Origin of the sequence: Bacillus sp. FJAT-44742 (assembly GCF_002797315.1) — a bacterium.
GTDB lineage: Bacteria > Bacillota > Bacilli > Bacillales > Marinococcaceae > Thalassorhabdus > Thalassorhabdus alkalitolerans.
The window spans coordinates 3,359,798-3,385,644 of the sequence record NZ_KZ454936.1; the positions used below are offsets into that span (position 1 = coordinate 3,359,798).

Sequence of the window (25,847 nt, forward strand, 5' to 3'; positions counted from 1 at the left end):
AAAGAATGCTGACACTTTATTCAGAATGATAGTTTTGCGTAAGCAGAAAACGGGAATAATATGCGTCAATTGTATCATGAACAGGGACTTTGTCCAGAGGAACAAATTATACTATCGGCTGCCTTGAAGGTGTTCCAGGCTTTCTAGGATAGGCTTTAGGCGTTTCTTTAACTTTTTCGACTTTTAAAATAGAACGCTCACTTTCTTCTCCTGGAAGCTTTAATGAGTAAGCCTCGCCCCACTTCCCTCCCAGCTGGGAAATTGCTTTTCCTGCCTCTTCTTTTTCTTCCAGCCCGCTTGCACCCTTCATCGCAAGAAAAGCGCCATTTTTTTGCACAAATGGCAGGCACAATTCTGTAAGGACCGGCATTCGGGCTACTGCTCTAGCCAAAGCCACATCAAACTGCTCCCGAAGTTCTTTTTTTCTTGCAAGCTCCTCCGCTCTGCCATGCATGAAATGGACCTTATCTAGGCCAATTTGTTCAGCAACGTGTTCTAAAAACGTAATTCTCTTTTTTAAAGAATCTACGATCACCACTTCAAGATGGGGGTAAGCAATTTTTAACGGAAGGCTCGGAAAACCAGCACCAGCACCAATATCTATCACTTTCTTCACTTTCGTGAAATCATGAAAAAAAGCGACCGTTAATGAGTCATAAAAATGCTTTTCATACACTTCATCTTCTTCGGTAATGCCTGTTAAATTCATTTTTTTGTTCCATTCCACAAGGAGATGAAAGTACTCATCAAACTGCTTTTGCTGATGTTGTGATAAAGAGAGGCCTTCTTTTTCAAGCCACGTTGTAAAAAATTGTCTACTCATGTCTCTGCTCCACCTTTTCTGTAGGTACTTATGTAAATGACAGGCCCCCATCTATTACAGAGGGAGCCTGTTTACCTTCATTAAGCTTCTTTTACTCTTGCCAGCTTTCCTTGCTCTAAATACACTAACAAAATCGAAATGTCAGAAGGATTCACCCCAGCTACTCTGGAAGCCTGCCCAACTGATAAGGGCCTTACTTCACTCAGCTTTTGTCTGGCTTCTGTGGCAAGCCCTGAAATCGCTGAGTAATCGAGGTTTTCTGGTATCTTTTTCTCTTCCATTTTCTTCATCTTTTCTATTTGTTCAAGCTGTTTTGCAATGTAGCCTTCATATTTTATTTGGATTTCCACCTGCTCGGCAACATCCGGTGTCAACGCAGCTTCGGCAGGAGAAAATTGAGCAACATCCTGGTATCCAAGCTCTGGACGCTTGAGTAAATGAGAAGCAGAAACGGCTTCTTTCATAGGCGTTCCTTCTTTTTCTTCAAGCATGCGCTGGACGTCTTTCGTCGGCTTAATAATCACTTTTTCTAACCGAGCCTTTTCAGCAGCAATTTGTTCCTTTTTCCGTGTAAACCTTTCAAAGCGTTCTTCCGAAATCAGGCCAATATCGCGACCGGTTTCGGTAAGGCGCAGATCCGCATTGTCATGGCGCAGAATAAGTCGATATTCGGCTCTCGAAGTTAATAAACGGTACGGTTCATTTGTTCCTTTTGTCACAAGATCATCAATTAATACTCCGATATAAGCATCGGAACGATCAAGGATGAGTCCGTCTTTTCCTTGGGATTTTCTCGCAGCGTTAATGCCTGCCATCAACCCTTGTCCTGCAGCTTCCTCATATCCTGAGGTTCCATTGATCTGTCCTGCCGTAAACAGGCCTTCAATACGCTTTGTCTCCAGTGTCGGCCAAAGCTGTGTGGGAACAATTGCATCATATTCAATAGCATAGCCAGGTCTCATCATCCGGACGTTTTCAAGTCCTGGTATGGTTTTCAGCATCTTAAACTGAACGTCTTCCGGAAGGCTTGTAGATAATCCTTGTACATACACTTCCGTCGTATTACGGCCTTCTGGCTCTAAAAAGATCTGGTGTCTCGGTTTATCGTTAAAGCGGACAATCTTGTCTTCAATGGATGGACAATACCTTGGTCCTGTACCTTCAATCATTCCTGAGTACATAGGAGAACGGCCCAGGTTGTCATTAATCATTTGATGAGTTTCTTCACCTGTATACGTGAGCCAGCATGGAAGCTGATCGGTAATATACTTTGTTGTTTCATAGGAAAAAGCCCGTGGCTCTTCATCGCCTGGCTGAATCTCGGTCTTATCATAGTCTATGGTATTTCCGTTGACTCTCGGCGGAGTCCCGGTCTTAAAACGAACCATGTCGAAACCTAAATCCTTTAAGTTATGAGAAAGGTTAACCGATGGCTGCATGTTATTTGGACCGCTCTCATACGAGAGTTCCCCAAGAATGATCTTCCCGCGTAAATACGTGCCTGTAGTCACAACGACTGATGTACCGTAGTAAGCAGCACCCGTATTAGTGATTACGCCTTTACAAACACCGTCTTCTACAATTAATTCTTCCACCATGCCTTGACGAAGGATTAAATTCTCTTCTTCCTCCATCGTTTTTTTCATTTCATGCTGGTACAAAAATTTGTCAGCTTGAGCCCGAAGTGCACGCACCGCTGGACCTTTTCTTGTATTAAGCATTCTCATTTGAATATGGGTTTTGTCAATGTTTCGTGCCATTTCCCCGCCCAAGGCATCAATTTCCCTGACTACAATTCCTTTAGCCGGACCGCCTACAGAAGGGTTACATGGCATAAACGCAACAGAATCCAAGTTTAAAGTGAGTACGAGAGTGTTCGCTCCCATACGGGCAGCAGCAAGCCCGGCTTCAACGCCGGCATGCCCCGCTCCGATGACGATGACGTCATAATTACCGCCTTGGTATTGCATGCTGCATCCTCCTTTTTCTTTTATATTCTTTTCATTCATACTTTATTTTCCTAAACAGAACTGAGAAAACAGCTGATCGATCAAGCTTTCATGAACATTATCGCCAATAACTTCACCGAGAAGCTCCCAGGCCCGGGTAATATCAATTTGAACCATATCCACTGGAAGCATCATATCTGCTCCTTCCAGTGCTTCTTCAATAGCTCCTTTAGCCTGCTTTAACAGGGCAATATGGCGAGCGTTAGACACGTAGCTTAAATCGGCCCCTTCCACACCTTCATCAAAAAAGAGATGGGCAATCGCTTGTTCAAGCTCGTCAATGCCTTCTTCTTTCAATAAGGAAGTACTGATCACAGGCCGCTCTCCTGCTAAGCTGCTTACCCTGTCTGTATCTATTTTGATCTCCAGGTCTGTCTTATTTAAAACAACTACAGCATTCATATCCTGTATCGCTTCAAAGAGAGCCTCATCTTCTTTAGATAATTCTTCAGCCGCATTTAACACAAAGAGGATGAGTTCAGCGTCAGCTAACGCTTTTCTTGAGCGTTCTACACCGATTTTCTCCACGATGTCCTCTGTTTCTCTGATTCCAGCTGTATCAATTAAACGAAGGGGAACCCCGCGAACATTCACATACTCTTCAAGCACATCTCTTGTAGTGCCGGGGATGTCTGTCACAATCGCTTTGTTTTCATGGACAAGGCTGTTCATAAGAGATGATTTTCCCACATTAGGGCGCCCTATGATGGCAGTTGCCAATCCCTCTCTTAGTATTTTCCCTTGTTTTGCCGTCATCAGAAGCTGCTCGATTTCCTGTCGAACCTCTTCTCCTTTTTCTTTCAATAACTCAAGTGTCACGGTTTCTGCATCATATTCAGGGTAATCAATATTTACTTCGACATGAGCGACCGTTTCCAGCAGCTTTTGTCTTAAGCGGCGCACTTGAGAAGAAAGCCGACCTTCGACTTGTTTTAAAGCCACATTCATTGCCCGGTCAGTTTTCGCGCGAATTAAATCAATAACCCCTTCTGCCTGGGAAAGGTCAATTCGGCCATTCAAAAAGGCTCTTTTGGTAAACTCACCAGGTTCAGCAAGCCTTGCTCCCTGGCTGAGAACCAGGTCAAGAACCCGGTTAACTGATACAATTCCCCCGTGGCAGTTAATCTCTATGATATCTTCTTTTGTAAACGTACGAGGAGCCCTCAGTACAGAGACCATCACTTCTTCTATTATTTCACTTGTAGACGGCTCTATCAAATGGCCGTAGTGAATTGTATGAGTCTCAGCCTTTGCCAGAGGTGTTTTTCCTTTAAAAATATTGTCGGCAATCGTGACTGCCGCATCTCCACTAATCCGCACAATCGCTATTGCCCCTTCCCCCGAAGGAGTGGAAATGGCGGTAATCGTATCAAATTCCAAGAAACACACCTCCCTGTTTTCTTCTATATAAATTAAAGTAATTATCTATGGTATAGCCAAAAAGGTCTTAATAAATGATAAGAAGCTTTTTCTTTCAGAAAAGGTTGTGGATATATTCCTTTCCTGACAAAATAGAATATCACAAAAAACGAGGGATATAAAGAATATTTATCCACAAGTGGATAACTGCTTTCCATGAATATGACTACTATCCAGTATCTTCCTCCGTTTCCTTCCTTCTTTGCTCTCAGTCATTCTGGTTGTCTAAAAAGAAGGAGCTGGAGAGCTCCTGGGTATGGCTATTGGTCAGTCATACACGAGCCTTTTCTAACGCACAGGATGTATCTTCTACTACATGTAGACTACATATAGACTCTACGTAGACTACACATCGTCCACCTTTAGTAAGTATGAAACATGGCGGGGATATGGAGCTGGAAATTGTTTTAACATCTAAATGACGTAGACTGCTTTCCTCTCTTTATTAATTACCTATAATGAAGAAAGCGAGCTTTTTTTGGTGAAAATTTCTGCATCAGTAATATATCCGAAGATGCGACAAGCAGCTCGTAACCATAAAAAAAGAGACGCCTGTACGGCGTCTCCTTTCGTTTGTGAGCAACGGCGTCTCCGGCCGTTGTCCCTATCTCTTCCCACTATGATCCTTAGGAAGGATAGTAACTTTACGATAAGGTTCTTTTCCTTCCGAAAAAGTCTCTATCTCACGTGACTTTTGCAAAGCATGATGAATGATTTTTCTTTCTCTCGCATTCATAGGCTCAAGTGTTACCTTTTGCCTTGTTTTCAAAGCCTTGTTTGCCAGACGAGATGCTAAATGCTCTAACGACTGTTTTCTTCTTTCACGGTATCCTTCAGCGTCTACCGTAAGCCGAAGATATTGATCCGAGTGACGGTTTGCAACCAGATTAACAAGATACTGAATAGCATCTAACGTTTTTCCTCTTTTTCCGATAAGAGACCCTAAATCTTCCCCGGTCAGATGAAATTCAATATCCTTTCCTTCTCCCTTTTCCTCTACCTCTGCCTTTACTTCCATGTCCTGCAGAAGCTGTTTTAAAAAGGATAAAGCTTCTTCTTTTGGCTGAGGTTTCACCTGCACCTTCAGTAAAGCAGGCTTGTTTCCAATGAACCCGAGGAACCCTTTTTGAGGTTCTTCAAGTACCTCGTACTCCACTTCGTCTCTTTGTGCTTCAAGGTCGTTAAGTGCTTGAGATAAGGCTTTTTCAATCGTTTTACCGGAGACCTTAATCGTTCTCACTACTTTTTCGCTCCTCCTGCTTCAGCATCAGCTTTTTTCTTCACATTCGGACCAGTAATAAAGTACGTTTGGACAATCATAAATAAGTTACCGATAACCCAGTATAATGCAAGTGCTGCCGGGAAGAAGAAAGCAAATACTGTAATCATGATCGGCATCATATAAAGCAAAATTTTCATTTGCGGGTTATCTGTAACCATCATCATTTTTTGCTGAATGAATGTGGTTACCCCTGCAATCAGCGGCAAGATAAAATCCGGGGAATCGAGAGGGAACCATAAAAATACATGTCCTTCAATTTCTCTCGTTCTCATAATTGCATGGTAAAAAGCAATAAGAATCGGCATTTGAATGAAGATAGGCAGACAGCCCGCCAATGGATTGACTCCCCGTTCCTGGAACATCTTCATTGTTTCCTGCTGAAGCTTTTGCTGTGTCTGCTGATCTTTTGCACTGTATTTTTCTCTTAACTTCTGCATTTCAGGCTGAAGTTCCTGCATTGCTTTGGCGCTTTTTGTTTGTTTAATCATTAACGGCAGAATTAAAATACGAAGGATAATCGTTACAATAATGATCGAAAGACCATACCCATAATCTCCTTGAAAGTATTCAGCTATCGTAATTAAAAGCCACGAGAGCGGATACACAAAAAAAGAATCCCAAACACCTTCGCTGTCAGCTGTGATCGGATCCTCAATGTTGAAACATCCAGTCAAAAAAACCATTAAACCAACAAGCATTGCTGCCAAACCTAGTTTCTTGCTCACTACCCTTCCTCCTTGACTATATCTAAGTATGAGCAGGCTTTATAAAAAAATTCCCGCACCATGTTGGGTGTCGAGATGAGAAAACAAACAGCGTGCCATTGGCCGCTTGTTCTTACTGCACGACCACAAACATAATTGTTTTCACAGTCTTCCTCCCCTGCCAGTCCCAGTTGTCCACTCCCGCTTCTTCCTGGAGAAAACGAACATTTCAGGTCACAGAATCTTTCTCATAAAAACCTACAATTTTGGTCAAAAGACACTACTTTTACTATTGTAGCGAAGAGATAACAAGAAATAAAGATATCATTCTATGAACAATTTTGTTCCTGTTATTTTTTTCTTATGTTTTTTGGAGATTGCTGCCTTGATTGTCTGGATGATCTTAGTATCTTTCCCCTTTTCATTACATGAATAAGGCTCTTCTTTATTTCATGGTAATCCATATTGGCTACAGGAATTCTGGCAATAATTACGTAATCTTTCTCTTGAAGCATGTCATCTTTAAATTCCCTGACAAGCTCACGAAGGTGGCGCTTAATCCGATTTCTGGTTACAGCGTTCCCTACTTTTTTGCTGACAGTAAGCCCGACTCGAAAGTGCTCCTGACCTGGTTTATCCATAACATAAATTACTAACTGCCGATTGGCAAAAGAGGTCCCCTTTTGGAACACAGCGCTAAATTCTTCATTTTTTTTTATTCTGTACTCCTTTTTCATTCCAGCACCTCATTAGACAAAAAATATGTAATGAAAAAAGTAGATTTCACACTTATAAGTTCCCCTTCTTTTTAAAACATACAAATAAAAGAGAAAAAAAGACCACTGTCACAATCAGTGGCCTTAAGCGGATAATACTTTTCTTCCTTTTTGACGACGACGCTTTAATACTTGACGTCCATTCTTTGTGCTCATACGCGCACGGAAGCCATGAACCTTTTTACGCTTACGATTATTCGGGTTAAAAGTTGGTTTTCCCATTCTATATGCACCTCCTGAGGTTTATCTTCTATAAACAAGACATCCTGTAGAATTATATAGAGGAAAGACAAACATGTCAAGGTGCTTCTGTTTTTTATATTCACATAAGTCAAAGGTAAATGGAAACACTCCTCTAATTAAAAGGGTTTGTAAAACTTTGTTGTTTATTTACGCTCGCTTGATCCTAAACGTAAGTGCAACATCCATTAATGCATCACTTCATTTGCATTCACGGTGTCTTCTATGTCTCGGTTTGCCATAGCCTTCGGAAAAACCTTTTGGGATCTGTGGATCATGCTATTCCCGACGGCGTATGCGTATTTATCTCCTATAAGAAACAACATTCCTCTTTATCAGAGCATAAAAAAAAGGAATTCTGCCTTTCTTATTCTTTTCCGCCTGCCTGAAAAATTGAATTTCCCTAAATGAAGTAATCTTTGTTCCTTGTAACAGAATTTGCCTTTGTGGATAACTTAGGTGATCCTTTTTTTAGTTTTCGACATCCTTTCGACAAGTTGTACACACTATCTTGTGGTGTGGATAATTTTTGTACACAAGGGATAGAGTTGTGTGGATAAGTACATATAATCCCGTTGCTAACGCTCTTTTTTTTTGATATGATATATTTGTTTTTACTCTGGACAACTGTGAACAAGGTTTTTCTTATCCACAGCTGTTGATAACTGTGTTGATAACTTTCCACAGGCTCTGTATATGCTTGTCCACATTTCACTTCCAATTGTGGACATTCCTTCTTCCTACTATATTATATATACATGTTTATTTGTGCTCATTTTTTGTGCATAAGTACTTGAGTATTTTTATACATACAGGGTGAACATTTCTTATACAACTGACCTTACGAGGGCTTCCTTCTTATTTTCACAATGAAGTTGGGAAGCCTTTCTTGCCTTGTTTTTCTCGGAAGGGAAGACAATATTACTGACAAAAGGAGGGTGCACGGATTGGAGAATATAACTGATTTGTGGAATCAAACGCTTGAGCTTATTCAAAAAAAAGTGAGTAAGCCCAGTTTTGAAACCTGGCTGAAGGCAACTCAAGCAGCAGATATAAAAGAAGATATGATCATTGTAAAAGCACCCAATGAATTCGCCAGGGACTGGCTTGAAAACCGATATTCCGACATTATTTCCGATACATTAAAGGACATTACTGGAGCTACTTTGCAGGTGAAATTTATTATCCCGGATGATGAAGAAACAGATCAGTTTTCAGTTGAGGAAGATTTGAAGAAATCCCCTCCTAAAGCCCAGGCTGCACAAGAAGAAATTCCAAAAAGCATGTTAAATGACAAATATACGTTTAACACGTTTGTCATTGGCTCAGGAAACCGATTTGCCCATGCTGCTTCTTTAGCAGTGGCCGAAGCACCTGCTAAAGCATACAATCCCTTATTTATATACGGTGGTGTAGGACTTGGGAAAACTCACTTGATGCACGCAATTGGGCATTACGTCATTGACCATAATCCCAGTGCTCGCGTGGTGTATTTATCTTCTGAGAAATTCACTAATGAGTTTATTAATTCTATCCGTGACAACAAAACGATTAACTTTCGAAACAAGTATCGAAACGTTGACGTTCTTTTGATAGATGATATTCAATTTCTAGCGGGGAAAGAACAGACTCAAGAAGAATTTTTCCATACGTTTAATGCCCTGCACGAAGAAAGCAAACAAATTGTGATCTCAAGTGATCGTCCACCAAAAGAGATCCCCACATTGGAAGATCGGCTCCGCTCTAGATTTGAATGGGGGTTAATCACAGACATTACGCCTCCAGACCTGGAAACGAGAATTGCGATCCTGCGAAAAAAAGCAAAAGCAGAGAAGCTTGATATTCCAAATGAAGTCATGCTTTATATCGCAAATCAAATAGATACAAATATAAGGGAGCTTGAAGGGGCTCTGATTCGAGTGGTCGCTTATTCATCGTTAATTAACCAGGATATGAATGCCGATCTTGCTGCAGAAGCCTTAAAAGATATCATTCCTACAGCTAAACCGAGGATTGTGACCATACAGGATATCCAGACGCAGGTAGCCGGACATTTTCAAATTCAAAGAGATGAGCTCATGGCAAAAAAACGAACAAAAACGATCGCTTTTCCACGACAGATTGCTATGTACCTCTCAAGGGAAATGACAGATTCATCTCTGCCTAAAATCGGGGAGGAATTCGGCGGAAGAGATCATACGACAGTCATTCATGCTCATGAGAAAATTTCAAAATTAATGTCGTCTGATGAAGAATTACAGCAAAAGGTGCAGGAAATTATCGACAAGCTTAAAGGATAATGTGCAAAACCAGTAAAGTTACACACACACTATCCACATGTGGATTTCTTTGCCATTCCTGAACTCTTCTGACTTATCCACAGTATAAACACCCTCTATTACTACGACGACTTTTTTTATTAAATAATAAATATATGTTAAAGGGAGATGAATTATGCATTTTGTCATAAACAGAGAACAATTTGTACACGGGGTACAGCATGTAAATAAAGCTGTTTCTTCCCGTACAACAATCCCCATATTAACGGGCATAAAAATTTCAGCTTCACAAACAGGCGTCACTTTAACAGGAAGTGATTCTGATATATCCATAGAAGCGTTTATTCCATCTGAAGAAGATGAAAAAAGAAATGTGGAAGTAAAAAATGAAGGAAGCATCGTACTTCAGGCAAAATTCTTCGCTGATATAGTTAAAAAACTCCCTGGTAATGAAATAGAGGTAAGTGTTCAAGATCAATTTGCAACCACTTTACGATCAGGAAGTGTAGTGTTTAATTTAAACGGACTAGATCCTGAAGAGTACCCGCGTTTACCACAGCTTGAGGAAGATCAGACGTTTTCATTGCCCCAAAGCTTGTTGAAAGATATGATCAGGCAAACAGTTTTTGCAGTGTCCTCTCAGGAAACACGCCCCGTGTTGACAGGTGTAAACCTGGAAATAGAAGACCAGATACTTTCCTGTACTGCAACAGACAGTCACAGGCTGGCACTTCGGACGGCTCCTGTGGAAACAAACATGGAGGAACTGGAAATAAGCAACGTTGTGATTCCTGGGAAAAGCTTAAACGAACTAAGTAAGATCATAGAAGACAGCGAAGACTATATAGACATTGTAGTAACCGAAAGCCAAGTTCTGTTTAAACTTAAGAACCTTTTGTTTTTCTCTCGTTTACTCGATGGAAAGTACCCGGTAACAAAAAATATGATTCCAAGCCAGTCAAAAACGCGCATGGAAATCCACACAAAAGAGCTTTTAAATTCACTCGAACGTGCTCTGCTGTTATCCAGGGAAGCAAAAAACAATGTCATTAACCTAAAGACGCTTGATCAATCAACAATAGAAGTGAGCTCAGTGTCTGCAGAAGTAGGGAAGGTTACTGAAAAAATTACGACCGAAAAGCTTGAAGGAGAAGAACTTAGGATCTCTTTTAACGGCAAAAACATCATGGATGCCTTAAAAGTCATTGATAGTGAAGTGATCGATATCATGTTTACTGGAGCTATGAGTCCTTTTGTCATCCGTCCGACAGACCATAACCAAATGCTTCACCTTTTTTCACCCGTCAGAACATACTAAAAAGAGTATTGAGTTATCAGCCGATTCCCGCTTTCCCAAAAAAGCGGGTTTTCTGTTGGTAAAGAAAAAAACAAAAAGGGTAAAATAATAAAATGTAAAGACAATAAGGAGTAGAGCCTTAAGGGAAAAAAGAAATCCAAACAGCCTATTGGCGTATGGACGAGAGTTTAGTAAAATATAAGATGTATCCATGTGCCTTGCGGAGGCATACATTGTTTATTTTGATAAAGACCTTATTTTCCTGATTGAAAACTGGTGACAAAAGGAGGGAGCAAGGGATGGAGCAAGTAAAGATTTCAACGGAATATATTACTCTTGGTCAATTCTTAAAAGAAACCGGGGTTATCGATACAGGCGGGATGGCCAAGTGGTTTTTATCTGAACATGAGATTCAGTTAAATGGAGAGCCGGAACAGCGAAGAGGGAAAAAGCTCTATGACGGGGATGAAATAGTCATTGAAGGGATAGGGAAGTTTGTTGTTTCCGCTCCTAGTTAGAGGGATGCTTTTTGCATATTGAATCGCTTTATTTAAAACAGTATAGAAATTATGAAGAGCTGACCCTGCAATTTGAAAATAAAATCAATGTTATAATAGGGGAAAATGCTCAAGGGAAAACAAACCTTATGGAAGCTATCTATGTGCTTGCTTTTACAAAATCCCACCGGACTCCCAGGGAGAAAGAGTTAATAAACTGGGATGAGGATTTTGCTCGCATCCAGGCCCAGCTTTCGAAATCATCAGGCCCGTTTAGTCTTGAAGTGATCCTTTCAAAAAAGGGAAAAAAGGTTAAATATAATGAATTAGAACAAAGAAAGTTAAGTGAATATATAGGAGCATGCAATGTAGTCATGTTCGCACCAGAAGATTTAAATTTAGTGAAGGGCGCCCCACAAGTCAGGCGCCGATTTATTGATATGGAAATAGGGCAGATCAGTTCGGTTTATTTGCATGATCTTGCTGTCTATCACCGGATACTAAAGCAACGAAACCAGTTGCTTAAAGACATGTTTTCCAAGTCAGGCACTCAAGCCGATATGATGCTGGAGGTGCTGACTGAGCAATTAATAAAAGCAGCAGCCAAGTTAGTCGAGAGGCGTTTCCACTTTCTGAACATGCTGGAAAAATGGGCGAAGACGATTCATAAAGAAATTAGCCGGGGAAAAGAGGAGCTGATTCTTTCGTATGTCCCTACTGCAGAGGTATCAGAAGGCATGGAATTGTCGATGATAGAAGAAGAATACAAGCAAGCATTTGGAAAAGTAAGAGATAATGAGAAACGCCGCGGTGTGACGCTAGTTGGTCCTCACCGGGAAGATATCAAATTAACGGTAAATGACAGGAACGTGCAAACATATGGTTCACAGGGACAGCAGCGAACGACCGCTTTGTCATTAAAGCTGGCTGAAATAGAACTAATTCGAGAAAACATCGGGGAATACCCGATTTTATTATTAGACGATGTTCTTTCTGAATTAGATGATCACCGTCAGTCTCACCTTTTAAATACGATCCAGGGCAAGGTGCAGACCTTTGTAACAACAACCAGCGTTGAAGGTATAGAGCATGAGACACTAAAGCAAGCTTCCATGTTTTATGTAGAAGATGGTCGTTTGCATCAGAAGAAATGAGGGGTATAAGATGTTTATCCATTTAGGCGGTGATACGGTAATCCGCGCTAAAGACGTAGTGGCAATCTTAGATTATGAAACAAACAAGTCTTCAGCAATCAGTCAGCAGTTTTTAAATACCAAAGACAAGAAAGACATCATAGAAATTTCTGCAGATTTGCAAAAGTCGATTGTCGTAACTGACGATATCCTTTACTTTTCACCTATTTCCTCATTAACCCTTAAAAGAAGGGCTTCAGTTGTGTCAGGTATTGAGGATTATAGTGAAGAAGAAACCGTGCATGACAATTAATGGGGAAGCTCCCATATAAAAATAGATCATAAGCAAGGAAGAAATTTCCGAATCTTTTTTTTCAGCATGACGAGGTAACTGAACGGAAAGCACAGTCGCTCAAGGAAGCTGTGATATTTCCATAGGAAGTGAAGGTGAATAAATTGTCCATTGAACAACATTCATATGATGAGAGTCAAATTCAGGTCTTGGAAGGCTTGGAAGCCGTTAGAAAACGCCCGGGAATGTATATTGGCTCCACAAGCGGACGGGGACTACACCATTTAGTGTGGGAAATTGTTGATAATAGTATTGATGAAGCGATGGGCGGATATTGTGACACAATAGAAATCGCTGTGGAAGAAGATAATAGTATTACCGTGCAAGATAACGGGCGCGGGATCCCTGTCGGCATGCATGAAAAAATGGGCCGACCTGCTGTTGAAGTGATTATGACCGTTCTTCATGCAGGAGGTAAATTTGGCGGCGGCGGTTACAAAGTATCAGGCGGCTTACATGGGGTAGGTGCTTCTGTGGTGAACGCTCTGTCAGAACTTTTAGAAGTAGAAGTGCACAGAGAAGGAGAAATCTATTTTCAAAGCTATAAAAGAGGTGTGCCTCAGCAGGATCTAGAGCAGATCGGCACGACTGAGAAGCGGGGCACGAAAATACATTTTAAGCCTGATCAGGAAATTTTTCAGGAAACACAGGAGTTTGATTTTGATATATTAGCAACCAGGCTTCGGGAGCTGGCCTTTTTAAATAAAGGGCTCAGAATTATTTTTACGGACAAGAGAGAAGAAGAAAAGAAGGTAGAGTATTACTACGAAGGAGGCATCGCTTCCTTTGTAGAATACTTGAATCGCTCTCGTGATACTTTGCACGAAAAGCCTATTTTCATTGAAAGTGAAAAAGAAGGTATTCAGGTTGAAATTGCCGTCCAATATAATGACAGCTTTGCAAGTAATATTTATTCGTTTGCTAATAACATAAATACCCATGAAGGCGGGACACACGAGTCAGGTTTTAAAACAGGCCTCACACGTGTGATCAATGATTACGCCCGTAAGAACAGCCTCTTTAAAGAAAACGATCCTAATCTTACAGGAGAAGATGTAAGAGAAGGGCTGACAGCTATCATTTCGGTGAAGATTCCCGATCCGCAATTTGAAGGGCAGACAAAGACAAAGCTAGGAAACAGTGAAGCCAGAACGATTACTGATTCCTTGTTTTCAGAAGCTTTTTCACGTTTCTTAATTGAAAACCCGGACACTGGAAAGCTGATTGTGGAAAAAGGACTCATGGCTTCAAGGGCTCGGGAAGCAGCGAAAAAAGCCAGGGAACTTACAAGAAGAAAAAGCGCCCTGGAAGTAAGCTCTCTTCCTGGGAAACTCGCAGACTGCTCCACGAAGGATGCTTCTATCAGTGAAATTTATATAGTGGAAGGCGATTCAGCCGGAGGATCAGCAAAACAAGGGAGAGACCGGCACTTTCAGGCAATTCTTCCTTTGCGCGGTAAGATTATTAATGTGGAAAAAGCAAGGCTTGATAAGATCCTTGCAAATAATGAAATACGTTCAATTATCACTGCCTTAGGCACTGGGATAGGCGAGGAATTTGATATCTCCAAAGCAAGGTATCATAAGATTATTATTATGACTGATGCCGATGTGGATGGCGCCCATATTCGAACGCTTATCTTAACGTTTTTCTATCGATACATGCGTCCCCTTATTGAAGAAGGGTATATATATATTGCCCAGCCTCCTCTTTACAAGGTTCAGCAAGGAAAAGCGATCCACTATGCGTATTATGAAAAGGAACTAGATCAAATCCTGGAAGAGCTGCCTAAGCAGCCTAAACCAGGGTATCAGCGTTATAAGGGCCTTGGTGAAATGAACCCGGAGCAGCTGTGGGAGACTACGATGGACCCTGAGACACGTACAACGCTGCAGGTTACATTAGAAGACGCCATGAAAGCCGATGAAATTTTCGAAACGCTTATGGGCGACCGCGTGGAACCACGGCGAGATTTTATCCAGGAAAATGCACATTATGTTAAGAATCTAGACGTTTAAGCAAGAGGGTGGGGAAAAGGACCCTGCCCTTTCCTGCTTAATATTGGTAACAGGGCAATAGAATCCAAAGCCCACTGCCAGGACGTTACCGGAAGGAAATGGAGGTAGTAGGATGGCAGAGAATGAATCCAGAGTAAGAGAAATAAACATAGGACAAGAAATGCAGACGTCTTTTTTAGATTATGCCATGAGCGTAATTGTCAGCCGTGCTTTGCCAGATGTAAGAGATGGTTTAAAGCCTGTGCACCGCAGAATTTTATTTGCTATGAATGAATTAGGCATGACACCGGATAAGCCATACAAAAAGTCAGCGCGTATCGTCGGAGAGGTTATAGGGAAATACCACCCGCACGGTGACTCTGCCGTTTATGAAACGATGGTAAGGATGGCACAGGATTTTAGTTTCCGTTATATGCTTATCGACGGGCATGGGAACTTTGGATCCGTAGATGGAGATGCAGCAGCTGCCATGCGTTACACTGAAGCTCGAATGGCCAAGATCTCCATGGAAATGGTTCGTGACATAAATAAAGACACAATCGACTATCAGGATAACTATGACGGGGCAGAAAGAGAGCCCATTGTTCTTCCGTCACGTTTCCCTAACCTCCTTGTTAATGGAGCCGCCGGCATTGCCGTAGGGATGGCTACCAATATACCTCCTCACCAGCTTGGTGAAGTGATTAATGGAGTGCTCGAGCTAAGCGAGAATCCGGAGATCTCAATTGAAGAATTAATGGAACATATCCCAGGTCCTGACTTTCCGACAGGGGCTACCATTTTAGGACGAAGCGGCATTCGAAAAGCATACTTAACCGGACGCGGTTCCATTTTAATTCGTGCGGTAGCTGAAATAGAAGAAAGCCCGAATGGAAAACAAGCAATTATTGTAACGGAGCTTCCCTATCAGGTAAACAAGGCGCGACTGGTAGAAAAAATTGCTGAACTTGTCCGGGAGAAAAAGATTGAAGGAATCACTGACTTAAGAGACGAATCGGATCGCACGGGCCTTAGAATCGTAATTGAAGTCCGCAAGGATGCAAATGCTAATGTGTTGTTAAATAACTTATACAAGCAGACAGCATTGCAGACGAGCTTTGGCATCAATATGCTGGCCCTCGTTGACGGACAACCGAAGGTGCTGAACTTAAAACAATGCTTATCATATTATTTAGAGCATCAAAAAGAGGTAATTAAACGAAGGACTGCTTTTGAACTTCGCAAAGCAGAAGCAAGAGCTCACATATTGGAAGGACTGCGAATAGCTCTTGACCACCTTGATGAAGTGATTGAATTAATTAGAAGCTCTCAAACAACGGAGATTGCAAGAAACGGTTTAATGGATCGGTTCTCTTTAAGTCAGGATCAAGCACAGGCCATCCTTGATATGCGTCTTCAACGTTTGACTGGATTAGAGCGGGATAAAATTGAAAATGAATATAAAGAATTAATGGCCAGAATTGCAGAACTGAAAGCAATCCTGGCAAGTGAAGAAAAAGTCCTGGAAATCATCCGCGAAGAGCTTACTGAGCTTAAAGAAAGATTTAATGACAGCCGCCGGACCGAAATTACTGCAGGCAGCAATCATATTGAAGATGAGGACTTGATTCCTAAACAAAACGTAGTGATCAGTATTACTCACCAGGGATATATTAAGAGACTTCCTTTATCTACCTACAAAAGCCAAAAACGAGGCGGCAGAGGAATACAAGGAATGGGAACCAACGAGGATGACTTTGTAGAGCATTTATTTACTACAAACTCTCATCACACCATTCTCTTTTTTACTAACAAAGGGAAGGTTTATCGTTTAAAAGGGTATGAAATTCCTGAATTAGGACGAACCGCAAAAGGAATTCCAGTGATTAACCTGCTGCAGATTGAAAAGGATGAATTTATCAGTACGGTGATTCCAATCCAGGATTTCAGCGAAGATTCGTCGTTATTCTTCCTTACAAAAAAAGGAATAGCAAAACGTGCTTCCTTGTCAGCATTTGCAAACATCAGAAAAGGCGGCCTGTTTGCTATTAACCTGAGAGAGGACGATGAGCTTCATGGCGTGCGTTTGACCCACGGGGATGATGAACTGCTAATTGGAACAAAGAATGCAATGGGCATCCGGTTCCATGAAAAAGACGTCAGGCTTATGGGCCGAAGTGCTACAGGGGTGAAGGCCATCAGCCTTGCAGAAGATGATGAAGTCATTGGGATGGACATCATTAAAGAAAATGAAGATGTCCTGATTGTTACAAATAAAGGATTTGGCAAAAGAACTCTCCCAGAAGAATTCAAAGTACAGAACCGGGGAGGAAAGGGTCTTAAAATAGCGACTCTTACCGAAAGAACAGGCCATCTTGTTGCCCTGAGATTTGTAGCGGATCAGCAGGATATCATGATTATGACCGTACATGGGGTATTGATTCGTATACGTGCAGAGGAAATATCCAGGTTAGGCCGCTATGCGCAAGGGGTTACCTTGATACGTGTTGGAGAAGGTGAAGAAGTGGCTACCGTTGCACCAGTGGAAATCCCTGAAGAAATCGAGGAAGAGCTCGATGAAACAGAGGAAGAAACTGAAGAAGGAAATGAAGCTGCCAAAGAAACCAGTGAAACGGATGCGTCTGCAGAAGAAGCAGTAGAAGAAGTAGAAGATATCGATTCGGAAGAAGAATAATACAGGCAGCCAAAAAGAATAACAATGATTTACCAAGGATCAACTTTCGGCCAACCGGGCCGGAGGTTGATCTTATTTATTTGTAATCAAAAAGCATAGCCTTTCATTTCCTTGATAGGTATGATGAAGAAATAACAAAGAGTTTAAGGAGCGTAATCTGATAATTCAACTGGCCTTAACAACGGTAAAAAAGGAAAGATTGTGTTCATAGATGAAAAAGCACCTTCTTGCCCTGTTATCTGCATGGAAGATACTGAGAAGGTTATTCAGCTTTCTGCAAAAGATCTGCACACGATCAAAGAGGTATTGGTTTGGCCATGATAAAGATCTTCAGGATACTAAGGGGTATAGTAGGGCTGAAAAAGATAGGGAACTTTTTCTCGTACAAGGGCAAGATAAGCTTTTATAAAAGAAAAATCACTGGTTGTTTGATGGGTGATCAGCTCTCCCCACCATTCCGTTTCATACCTGCATATCATACTTAGGTTATACAAAAGAAGATAATGAACCAGTAATTCATGTAAACCAGTATGCTTCTCCACGTCAGGAAGAAGGTAATAACGATTTTCATGATCTTGAAGGAGAGTTTTTTTAAAGGCAGAATTATTTATAAGTGAGGAAGAATAAGAAAGCACGGAAGAACTTTCTTCTTTCAGTACAGCTTTCATCTCCTTTTTTGAGATCCATTCTTTTACATTTTCTCTTTCGGTCTGGCCTATTGGCTGCTGGCTTTTAACCTCAAAGAATTCAGGATAGAACTCTACGGTCAGCAATGGTGGATAATTGTGAATAAAAGTAAAAAGTTCATAAAGCTCAGGGATCTGCAAAAGCAGATGCCCCATTGACCATTTTTCTCCTTCTACGTGTTTCATGTGGAACATAACGCTGGCTGTATGTGAAAAGAGTCCATTTTTTTGAATTTTTACTTCATCATCTAAAAAACAATAGCTTCTTTTCTTGCGTTTACGAGTACTGACACCGTGGGCCAGCACATGGGATGAGCTCGGGTAGTGAGGGTCATAGAGAAGGACGGTTCCTTTAAGCAAGTCAACGAATCCATAAAAATAGAGCAAAGGCTGAAGAGCTAAAGGAGAAGAGTCAGCCTGTTCAAAGAGCAGCCTGCCAAGCTTCCAGTAATGGGAAAGAGGTGTGGTGTTGTTGTAACTAAATGCCTTCGCCTCACGAAAGGAGTTGGACTTATAGTGCTGGTATAGAAATCGCTGAAGCATATCCTGCCCTTCTAAAGGGAGAAAAAAAGAAAAGGATTGATCGAGAGAGTTCATGCCTGAGACTCCTTTTTTAAGTATAAAAAGTTTTTTTGTCCATAGTTTTTTGAATGTTTAAACTTCAGATAATTAGCATTAAAAAAAGACAAAAAATGATAAGATATGAAAAATAACATTTTGTGTCCTCAAATCACTCATTGAAATGGTGTCTTCTTAGTTAAGAAGACAGCTTTGCATTTGTTTCTTGACAGTAGGATACCCAATTGTTACCCTACTTAATAATATTTAGAGACTGATTAGATTCAGGGAAGACCATAATAGAGAGGATGACAAGTATCGTGCGCACAGATAAGTTTGAAAAAGAAGGATTGACGTTTGATGATGTTTTGCTGGTTCCGGACCGGTCTGAAATTCATCCTCGCGAAGTATCAGTGAAAACGACTTTAACAGAAAAACTTCCGCTGAACCTCCCGATCATTAGTGCAGGAATGGACACAGTAACAGAAGCCGGTATGGCCATCGCCATGGCCCGTGAAGGGGGACTTGGCATTATCCATAAGAACATGTCTATTGAACAGCAGGCAGAGCTTGTGGATTTAGTAAAAAGGTCAGAAAGCGGTGTTATTACTAATCCTTTCTTCCTTACACCAGACAGACAGGTATTTGATGCAGAAAAATTAATGGCTAAATACCGTATCTCCGGGGTGCCGATTGTAAATGAAAATCAAAAGCTTGTTGGAATATTAACAAACAGAGACCTTCGGTTTATTGAAGATTATTCCATCAAGATTGAAGAAGTAATGACGAGCAACAATCTTGTTACGGCTCCTGTAGGGACAACCTTAAAGGAAGCAGAAAAAACACTGCAAAAATATAAGATTGAAAAGCTTCCTCTCGTTGATGAAGGTGGAACGCTTAAAGGTTTAATTACGATCAAAGATATTGAAAAAGTAATCGAGTTTCCAAACTCAGCCAAAGATAAACAGGGACGTCTTCTTGCCGGAGCAGCCGTAGGTGTGACAGAAGATAGTGTTCAACGCGTAAGTGCACTTGTGGACGCGGGGGTAGATGTCATCGTAATTGATACGGCGCACGGTCATTCCAGGGGAGTACTCAACAAAGTGGAAGAAATTCGCAATGAGTTTCCGGATCTTTCAATTATTGCAGGAAATGTAGCTACAGCTGAAGGAACAAGGGATTTAATTACAGCTGGCGCTGATATTGTAAAGGTGGGAATTGGCCCTGGATCTATTTGTACCACTCGCGTTGTTGCAGGAGTAGGAGTCCCTCAAATTACTGCGGTCTACGACTGTGCACAAGAAGCTGGCAAGCATAATGTGCCTATTATTGCAGACGGCGGCATTAAATACTCTGGAGACATCGTAAAAGCACTTGCTGCCGGAGCACATGCGGTTATGCTCGGAAGCTTGCTGGCAGGAGTGTCAGAAAGCCCGGGCGAAAGAGAGATTTATCAAGGACGTCAGTTTAAAGTATACCGGGGCATGGGCTCTTTAGGAGCAATGGAACAAGGAAGTAAAGATCGCTATTTCCAGGAAAAAAATCAAAAGCTTGTACCTGAAGGCATAGAAGGGCGAATTCCTTATAAAGGGCCGCTTTCCGATACTCTTCATCAGTTATTAGGGGGTATTCGGGCTGGCATGGGTTATTGTGGCACAAAGACACTGGATGATTTACGAGAAAACGGAAAATTTGTCCGGATAACGAACGCTGGTTTAATTGAAAGCCATCCTCACGATGTTCAAATTACCAAAGAAGCACCAAACTATAGCTTGTAAGCAAAGTCCTGGGCTTCAAAACGCCATGGAAGGGGCTGAGTTCTCCGGCCCCCTGTTTGGCAGCCCAGGAGAGTAGAAGTTGAAGGCTGTTAACAAAGTAAGCAATTTCAATCGAGCTTTTTCCTTTATTTCCCGGGAAAAGCTCTTTTTGTTAGTAAGATTTATTACTAACAAGAGTCTGGAGCAAGGTCACCTTCCTGAATTTTCCCCACTTTGACCTTTAGAATGAAAACTGCGTGGGCAGTCTTCTGTCTTCAGGAGCATCTGGCAGCAAACAAAGCCGTTTAATAGTGAAAAAGCAACAAAAACATAAGTGAAAAAAAGATAGAATAGGGTCTCTGGCAATCTATGTTTTTCCATATTCTTATGATAGAATATCTTTTGTGCAAGTCATCATGGAGGTGTAGCAAGTTGGGAAAGAATTTTTTAGGAACAGGGGCAGTCGCTGTACTTAGTAGTTTAGCAGTTTTTGGATTTGCTGGTTCGGCGGAAGCAAGCGGACCGGATCTAGAGGCGGAGGCTGCAATTTTAGTTGATGCAGAAACGGGGAAGATTATTTATCAAGATAACATAGATGTAATACTGCCCCCTGCGAGCATGACAAAGATCATGACAGAATACTTGGTACATGAAGCTATCGAGGAAGGGGAGATCTCCTGGGACCAGACGGTTCCTATAAGTGATAAGGTCAGGGAACTTTCTCACGTTCGAGCTTTGTCAAATGTACCGTTAAGACCTGATGAGGAATACACCGTCCGTGAACTGTATGAATCAATGGCTATATACTCTGCCAATGCTGCGACGATTGCATTAGCTGAATTAATTTCCGGCTCTGAAACAGAGTTTGTCGATAAAATGAACGAAAAAGCTGCTGAATTAGGGCTTGATGAATATGAGTTTGTCAATTCAAGCGGGTTGAATAATAACTCAATGGGAGGCTTGCATCCTGAAGGCACTGGTGCAGATGCAGAGAATATGATGTCTGCCCGGGCAACAGCAAAGCTTGCGTATAACCTGCTGGATGAGTACCCGGAAGTGCTGGAGACAGCAAGTATTGGGCGTAAGTCTTTCAAAGAAGGCACAGATGATGAAATAGATATGGTGAATTGGAACTGGATGCTTCCTGAATTAGATCTTCCTTTTGCCTACGAGGGTCTTGACGGTTTAAAGACAGGGTACACAGACCTTGCGGGAAATGCCTTTACTGCCACAGCAGAAAGAGAGGATCTTCGCTTAATCTCTGTTGTGATGAGAACAGATTCTCGTGAAGCCCGCTTTGAAGAAACAGCAAAGCTTCTTGATTATGGTTTTGATAACTATGAACATGAAGAAGTGGCGGAAGAAGGATACCAAATTGAAGGCCATGAAACATTGCCGGTAAGCAGAGGAACAGAGTCAGAGGTTTCTATTTCAACCGCTGAACCTTTAACGTTGCTGCTGCATCGCAATGAAGAGGCTGATGCGTATACACCTAATTTAACGATTAACGGAGAATTCCTTGATGAAGAGAATCAGCTGACAGCACCTATTGAACAAGGTGAGGTCATTGGGTACATTGATTTTGAATATACTGGTGAGAATAGTGAAGAATATTTAAGTGAACAATTAGAAGAAGCGAAGCGTGTCCCTGTAATTGTTAATGAAGAAGTTGAAAAAGCAGGTTGGTTTTCTTTAGGCATGCGCAGTATCGGCGGTTTCTTCTCAGGGATGTGGAACAACGTTGCAGATACAGTAAAAGGATGGTTTTAATCCCTCTTTTCTTATCTGCTTTAACATGACGAAGAATAATGATACAATATAGAACGGAATGATAGTAAAAATTATCTTACTATTTATAAGGTCGTTTATGATCTAGTTATAAAATGAGCAGGGGGAAAAGGAAAACATGGCAGATAGAGGTACTGATCGAGTAAAACGTGGTATGGCAGAAATGCAAAAAGGCGGCGTCATCATGGACGTGGTAAACGCTGAACAGGCAAAAATTGCGGAAGAAGCAGGCGCTGTTGCTGTAATGGCACTAGAAAGAGTACCGGCAGATATCCGTGCAGCCGGTGGAGTTGCCCGTATGGCAGACCCTACGATTGTTGAAGAAGTGATGGGAGCCGTTTCTATCCCGGTAATGGCCAAAGCCCGTATCGGACATATCGTTGAAGCTCACGTATTAGAAGCTTTAGGAGTAGACTACATTGATGAAAGTGAAGTTTTGACTCCTGCGGATGAAGTGTATCATCTTGACAAAAGAGATTACACAGTGCCGTTTGTATGTGGAGCAAGAGATTTAGGAGAGGCTCTTCGCCGGGTAGGAGAAGGAGCATCAATGCTTCGTACAAAAGGTGAACCAGGTACAGGAAACATTGTAGAAGCTGTTCGTCACATGAGAATGGTACAAGCACAGGTTAAACGTGTTGTTAACATGTCAAAAGACGAGTTAATGACTGAAGCTAAAAACATCGGTGCTCCTTACGAACTGCTTTTAAATATTCAGGAGAACGGTAAGCTTCCAGTTGTAAACTTTGCTGCCGGCGGAATTGCTACACCAGCGGATGCAGCACTTATGATGCAGCTTGGTGCAGACGGGGTCTTTGTAGGATCCGGGATCTTTAAATCCGAAAGCCCTGAAAAATTTGCCCGTGCTATTGTAGAAGCTACCACTCATTATGAAGATTATAAATTGATTGGTGAATTATCCAAAGGTCTGGGAACAGCAATGAAAGGTCTTGAGATTTCTACGTTGGCCGCCTCAGAGCGTATGCAGGACCGCGGCTGGTAAGAAATCATCCCGGAGTACATTGCTTATCAATACAAACAAGCAAAGGAGCATTATCATGGTGAAAATTGGAGTGCTGGCTCTTCAAGGAGCAGTGCGGGAACACGTGGAATGTTTAGCTGCTCCGGATACGGAAGTCACGATTGTAAAACGCACAGAACAGCTGGAAGACTTGGACGGTTTGGTTTTTCCTGGCGGGGAAAGTACCACTATGCGCCGTTTAATTGATAAATACGGTTTTTTTGAACCCCTTAAAAAGTTTGCAGAATCAGGCAAACCAGTATTTGGCACCTGTGCAGGGCTGATTTTAATGTCAAAGGAAATTGCAGGTGAAGGAGAAGGCCATTTAGAACTGATGGATATGGTAGTGGAGCGGAACGCATTTGGCCGTCAGAGAGAGAGTTTTGAAACTCTTATGCCTGTCAAAGACATTGGAGAAGACATACAGGCTGTCTTTATCCGTGCTCCCCTTATTTCTGAAGTTGGTAATAATGTGGAAGTATTGGCCAAATACGGCGAAGAGATCGTTGTAGCCAGACAAGGTCATTTACTCGCATGCTCCTTTCACCCGGAATTAACGACAGATTGCCGTATGCATAGATATTTTGCTACAATGGTAAAAGAAGCCAAAGAACAGTTCGCAACACAAGCGATTTCTTCATAAATTTAAATCGTAGATAGGCGCTAGTACTGTTTTATTCTTTTTCAGAGAACCGATGGCTGGTGAAAATCGGTAAAGAATGAGCAGGAATCCAGTCTGGAGTGAAGGGCTGAATGTAGTAGGTTCTTCCGGTTCATCCGTCGTTATGGGATGCTAAGAGGAAGACTGGCGTCTTCAATTTAGGGTGGCAACGCGGGAAAAGCTCTCGTCCCTTACCAGGGATGAGGGCTTTTTTTATGGAGAATAGCAGAAAGAAGACGAACGAACAGAAAAAGGAGGCAAAGAGGATGCTTGATATTAAAGAACTTAGAAATAACTTCGGAGAAATAAAAGAACAGCTTCAAAAAAGAGGAGAAAACATTGGAGAGATCGATCGGTTCCAGGAACTGGATAAGCGCCGCAGAGAATTAATTCAAGAAACAGAAATGTTAAAGCAGCAAAGAAATGAAGCGTCACAGCAGGTAGCCCAGCTTAAGAGAGAAAAAAAAGACGCAGACGATGTGATAAAGAAAACAAAGGAAGCATCTGCAAAAATAAAAGACCTTGATGTGGAGCTGCGGGAAATTGAAGAAGAGTTAGAAACTTTGCTTTTAACAATTCCCAATATCCCCCACGAAAGTGTGCCAGTCGGAAGTGATGAAGATGATAATGAAGAAATACGGAGGTATGGAGAGATTCCTTCTTTCTCTTTTGAAGCGAAAGCCCACTGGGATCTGGCAACAGAGCTAGGAATTGTGGAGTTTGAGAGAGCAAGTAAAGTGACAGGCAGCCGCTTTGCTTTTTATAAGGGGACAGGAGCCCGTTTAGAGCGTGCCCTTATCAACTTTATGATGGATCTTCATGAAGATGAGCATGGATATGAGGAAGTACTGCCCCCATATATGGTAAATCGCACGAGCATGACGGGGACAGGGCAGCTTCCAAAGTTTGAAGAGGATGCCTTTAAGATTAGAGAAGAAGATTATTTTCTTATTCCGACAGCAGAAGTGCCAGTAACAAATTTACATCGTGATGAAATTCTTAATGGTGAAGAACTTCCGATAGGGTATACGGCTTTTAGTGCTTGTTTCCGTTCTGAAGCAGGCTCCGCCGGTCGTGACACGAGAGGACTCATTCGTCAGCACCAATTTAACAAAGTGGAGCTGGTGAAATTTGTTAAACCAGAAGATTCTTATGAAGAGCTTGAAAAACTAACTGGACACGCAGAAAAGGTGCTTCAGCTCTTACATCTTCCGTACAGGGTCATGAACATGTGTACAGGGGACCTAGGATTTACTGCAGCAAAAAAATATGATATTGAAGTTTGGCTTCCAAGCTACAATGAATATAAAGAAATATCCTCTTGCAGTAACTTCGAATCTTTCCAGGCCAGAAGAGCTAACATACGTTTTAAAAGAGATGCAAAGTCTAAAACAGAATTTGTACACACGTTAAATGGCTCTGGTTTAGCGGTGGGCCGCACGGTAGCTGCAATCCTTGAAAACTATCAGCAAGAAGACGGGACAATAAAAATCCCTGAGGTTCTGCAGCCTTATATGAAAAACAAAACTCACATTAGATAAAATAAGCACTCTGTCTTTGGCGAGACAGAGTGCTTTTTATTATAAAAATGTACGTGATTTCCCAAAGAAATTACGGAATTCGAAGGAAATAGACAAGGGAGAAAATTGAGAATATATTACCAAATGGTCTCTAGCCGTTGAAATATGTAGAATTGTTAAAAAATCTTTCAATAATTTTGCTTTTTTCTAAAAACGAATATTGCATTAAATTACAACTTTCCTTATAATAACCTTAATTCATTCTTTTAATTCTTACGAAAATTATAAATAAAAACGCATATGCGTGAAGATATCGTAACACATTCCTATACTTGGAAAAAATCAGCATGGAT

Annotated in this window: 20 protein-coding genes and 1 other annotated feature; of the genes, 12 read left to right on the plus strand and 8 right to left on the minus strand. The window is 41.5% G+C overall.

Annotated elements, in window-relative coordinates:
• Window positions 1-106 precede the first annotated feature (106 nt).
• The 7 genes from rsmG to rpmH form a co-directional block, all read right to left on the minus strand.
• On the minus strand, window positions 107-823 hold the full coding sequence (gene rsmG / locus CEF17_RS16530) for a 16S rRNA (guanine(527)-N(7))-methyltransferase RsmG (protein ID WP_100400496.1): 717 nt from the start codon (window positions 821-823) through the stop codon (window positions 107-109).
• A gap of 80 nt (window positions 824-903) precedes the next feature.
• On the minus strand, window positions 904-2,793 hold the full coding sequence (mnmG, locus tag CEF17_RS16535; RefSeq protein WP_100400949.1) for a tRNA uridine-5-carboxymethylaminomethyl(34) synthesis enzyme MnmG: 1,890 nt from the start codon (window positions 2,791-2,793) through the stop codon (window positions 904-906).
• A 42-nt stretch (window positions 2,794-2,835) separates the two neighbouring features.
• Complete coding sequence (gene mnmE, locus CEF17_RS16540; protein ID WP_100400497.1) at window positions 2,836-4,212, minus strand: tRNA uridine-5-carboxymethylaminomethyl(34) synthesis GTPase MnmE; 1,377 nt, start codon at window positions 4,210-4,212, stop codon at window positions 2,836-2,838.
• A gap of 643 nt (window positions 4,213-4,855) precedes the next feature.
• Window positions 4,856-5,491 carry an RNA-binding cell elongation regulator Jag/EloR gene (jag, locus tag CEF17_RS16545; protein ID WP_100400498.1) on the minus strand — a complete coding sequence of 212 codons (636 nt, stop codon included), beginning with the start codon at window positions 5,489-5,491 and terminating at the stop codon, window positions 4,856-4,858.
• Window positions 5,491-6,258, minus strand: coding sequence for a YidC family membrane integrase SpoIIIJ (gene spoIIIJ, locus CEF17_RS16550; RefSeq protein WP_054636246.1), 768 nt, complete (start codon window positions 6,256-6,258; stop codon window positions 5,491-5,493). The genes jag and spoIIIJ overlap by 1 nt, the downstream gene beginning before the upstream one ends.
• A gap of 329 nt (window positions 6,259-6,587) precedes the next feature.
• The gene (gene rnpA / locus CEF17_RS16555) at window positions 6,588-6,974 is read right to left on the minus strand and encodes a ribonuclease P protein component (RefSeq protein WP_100400499.1); all 387 of its coding nucleotides are present in this window, start codon (window positions 6,972-6,974) and stop codon (window positions 6,588-6,590) included.
• 123 nt (window positions 6,975-7,097) lie between these two features.
• Window positions 7,098-7,235, minus strand: a complete 138-nt coding sequence (gene rpmH / locus CEF17_RS16560) for a 50S ribosomal protein L34 (protein ID WP_100400500.1) — start codon at window positions 7,233-7,235, stop codon at window positions 7,098-7,100.
• Window positions 7,236-8,200: 965 nt separating this feature from the next.
• Here rpmH and dnaA point away from each other — a divergent pair.
• From dnaA to gyrA, 7 genes are all read left to right on the plus strand, one after another.
• Entirely contained in the window at window positions 8,201-9,553 is a 1,353-nt protein-coding gene (gene dnaA / locus CEF17_RS16570) for a chromosomal replication initiator protein DnaA (RefSeq protein WP_100400502.1), read from the plus strand.
• Between the two features lie 154 nt (window positions 9,554-9,707).
• Window positions 9,708-10,850 carry a DNA polymerase III subunit beta gene (gene dnaN / locus CEF17_RS16575; protein WP_100400503.1) on the plus strand — a complete coding sequence of 381 codons (1,143 nt, stop codon included), beginning with the start codon at window positions 9,708-9,710 and terminating at the stop codon, window positions 10,848-10,850.
• A gap of 278 nt (window positions 10,851-11,128) precedes the next feature.
• The gene (gene yaaA, locus CEF17_RS16580; RefSeq protein WP_100400504.1) at window positions 11,129-11,347 is read left to right on the plus strand and encodes a S4 domain-containing protein YaaA; all 219 of its coding nucleotides are present in this window, start codon (window positions 11,129-11,131) and stop codon (window positions 11,345-11,347) included.
• An 11-nt stretch (window positions 11,348-11,358) separates the two neighbouring features.
• Window positions 11,359-12,480: a DNA replication/repair protein RecF gene (gene recF / locus CEF17_RS16585; RefSeq protein ID WP_100400505.1), complete on the plus strand. Its 1,122-nt coding sequence runs from the start codon at window positions 11,359-11,361 to the stop codon at window positions 12,478-12,480.
• A 10-nt stretch (window positions 12,481-12,490) separates the two neighbouring features.
• A complete protein-coding gene (remB, locus tag CEF17_RS16590; RefSeq protein WP_100400506.1) occupies window positions 12,491-12,772 on the plus strand; it encodes an extracellular matrix regulator RemB in 282 nt (93 codons plus the stop codon).
• A gap of 143 nt (window positions 12,773-12,915) precedes the next feature.
• The gene (gene gyrB / locus CEF17_RS16595; RefSeq protein ID WP_198509027.1) at window positions 12,916-14,829 is read left to right on the plus strand and encodes a DNA topoisomerase (ATP-hydrolyzing) subunit B; all 1,914 of its coding nucleotides are present in this window, start codon (window positions 12,916-12,918) and stop codon (window positions 14,827-14,829) included.
• A 112-nt stretch (window positions 14,830-14,941) separates the two neighbouring features.
• Window positions 14,942-17,503, plus strand: coding sequence for a DNA gyrase subunit A (gene gyrA / locus CEF17_RS16600; protein WP_100400508.1), 2,562 nt, complete (start codon window positions 14,942-14,944; stop codon window positions 17,501-17,503).
• A 338-nt stretch (window positions 17,504-17,841) separates the two neighbouring features.
• On the opposite strand, the gene CEF17_RS16605 is transcribed toward gyrA, so the two are convergent.
• A complete protein-coding gene (locus CEF17_RS16605; protein WP_100400509.1) occupies window positions 17,842-18,786 on the minus strand; it encodes a YaaC family protein in 945 nt (314 codons plus the stop codon).
• A 269-nt stretch (window positions 18,787-19,055) separates the two neighbouring features.
• On the opposite strand from CEF17_RS16605, the gene guaB reads away from it, so the two are divergent.
• The 5 genes from guaB to serS all read left to right on the plus strand — a co-directional run bounded on the left by guaB (window position 19,056) and on the right by serS (window position 25,515).
• Window positions 19,056-20,525: an IMP dehydrogenase gene (guaB, locus tag CEF17_RS16610; protein ID WP_442857439.1), complete on the plus strand. Its 1,470-nt coding sequence runs from the start codon at window positions 19,056-19,058 to the stop codon at window positions 20,523-20,525.
• Window positions 20,526-20,936: 411 nt separating this feature from the next.
• Complete coding sequence (locus CEF17_RS16615) at window positions 20,937-22,274, plus strand: D-alanyl-D-alanine carboxypeptidase family protein (protein ID WP_232725537.1); 1,338 nt, start codon at window positions 20,937-20,939, stop codon at window positions 22,272-22,274.
• Window positions 22,275-22,410: 136 nt separating this feature from the next.
• Complete coding sequence (pdxS, locus tag CEF17_RS16620) at window positions 22,411-23,295, plus strand: pyridoxal 5'-phosphate synthase lyase subunit PdxS (protein ID WP_100400511.1); 885 nt, start codon at window positions 22,411-22,413, stop codon at window positions 23,293-23,295.
• Window positions 23,296-23,350: 55 nt separating this feature from the next.
• On the plus strand, window positions 23,351-23,956 hold the full coding sequence (gene pdxT, locus CEF17_RS16625; protein ID WP_100400512.1) for a pyridoxal 5'-phosphate synthase glutaminase subunit PdxT: 606 nt from the start codon (window positions 23,351-23,353) through the stop codon (window positions 23,954-23,956).
• Window position 23,957: 1 nt separating this feature from the next.
• Window positions 23,958-24,169, plus strand: a binding site (T-box leader).
• A 71-nt stretch (window positions 24,170-24,240) separates the two neighbouring features.
• Entirely contained in the window at window positions 24,241-25,515 is a 1,275-nt protein-coding gene (gene serS, locus CEF17_RS16630) for a serine--tRNA ligase (protein WP_100400513.1), read from the plus strand.
• Window positions 25,516-25,847 lie beyond the last annotated feature (332 nt).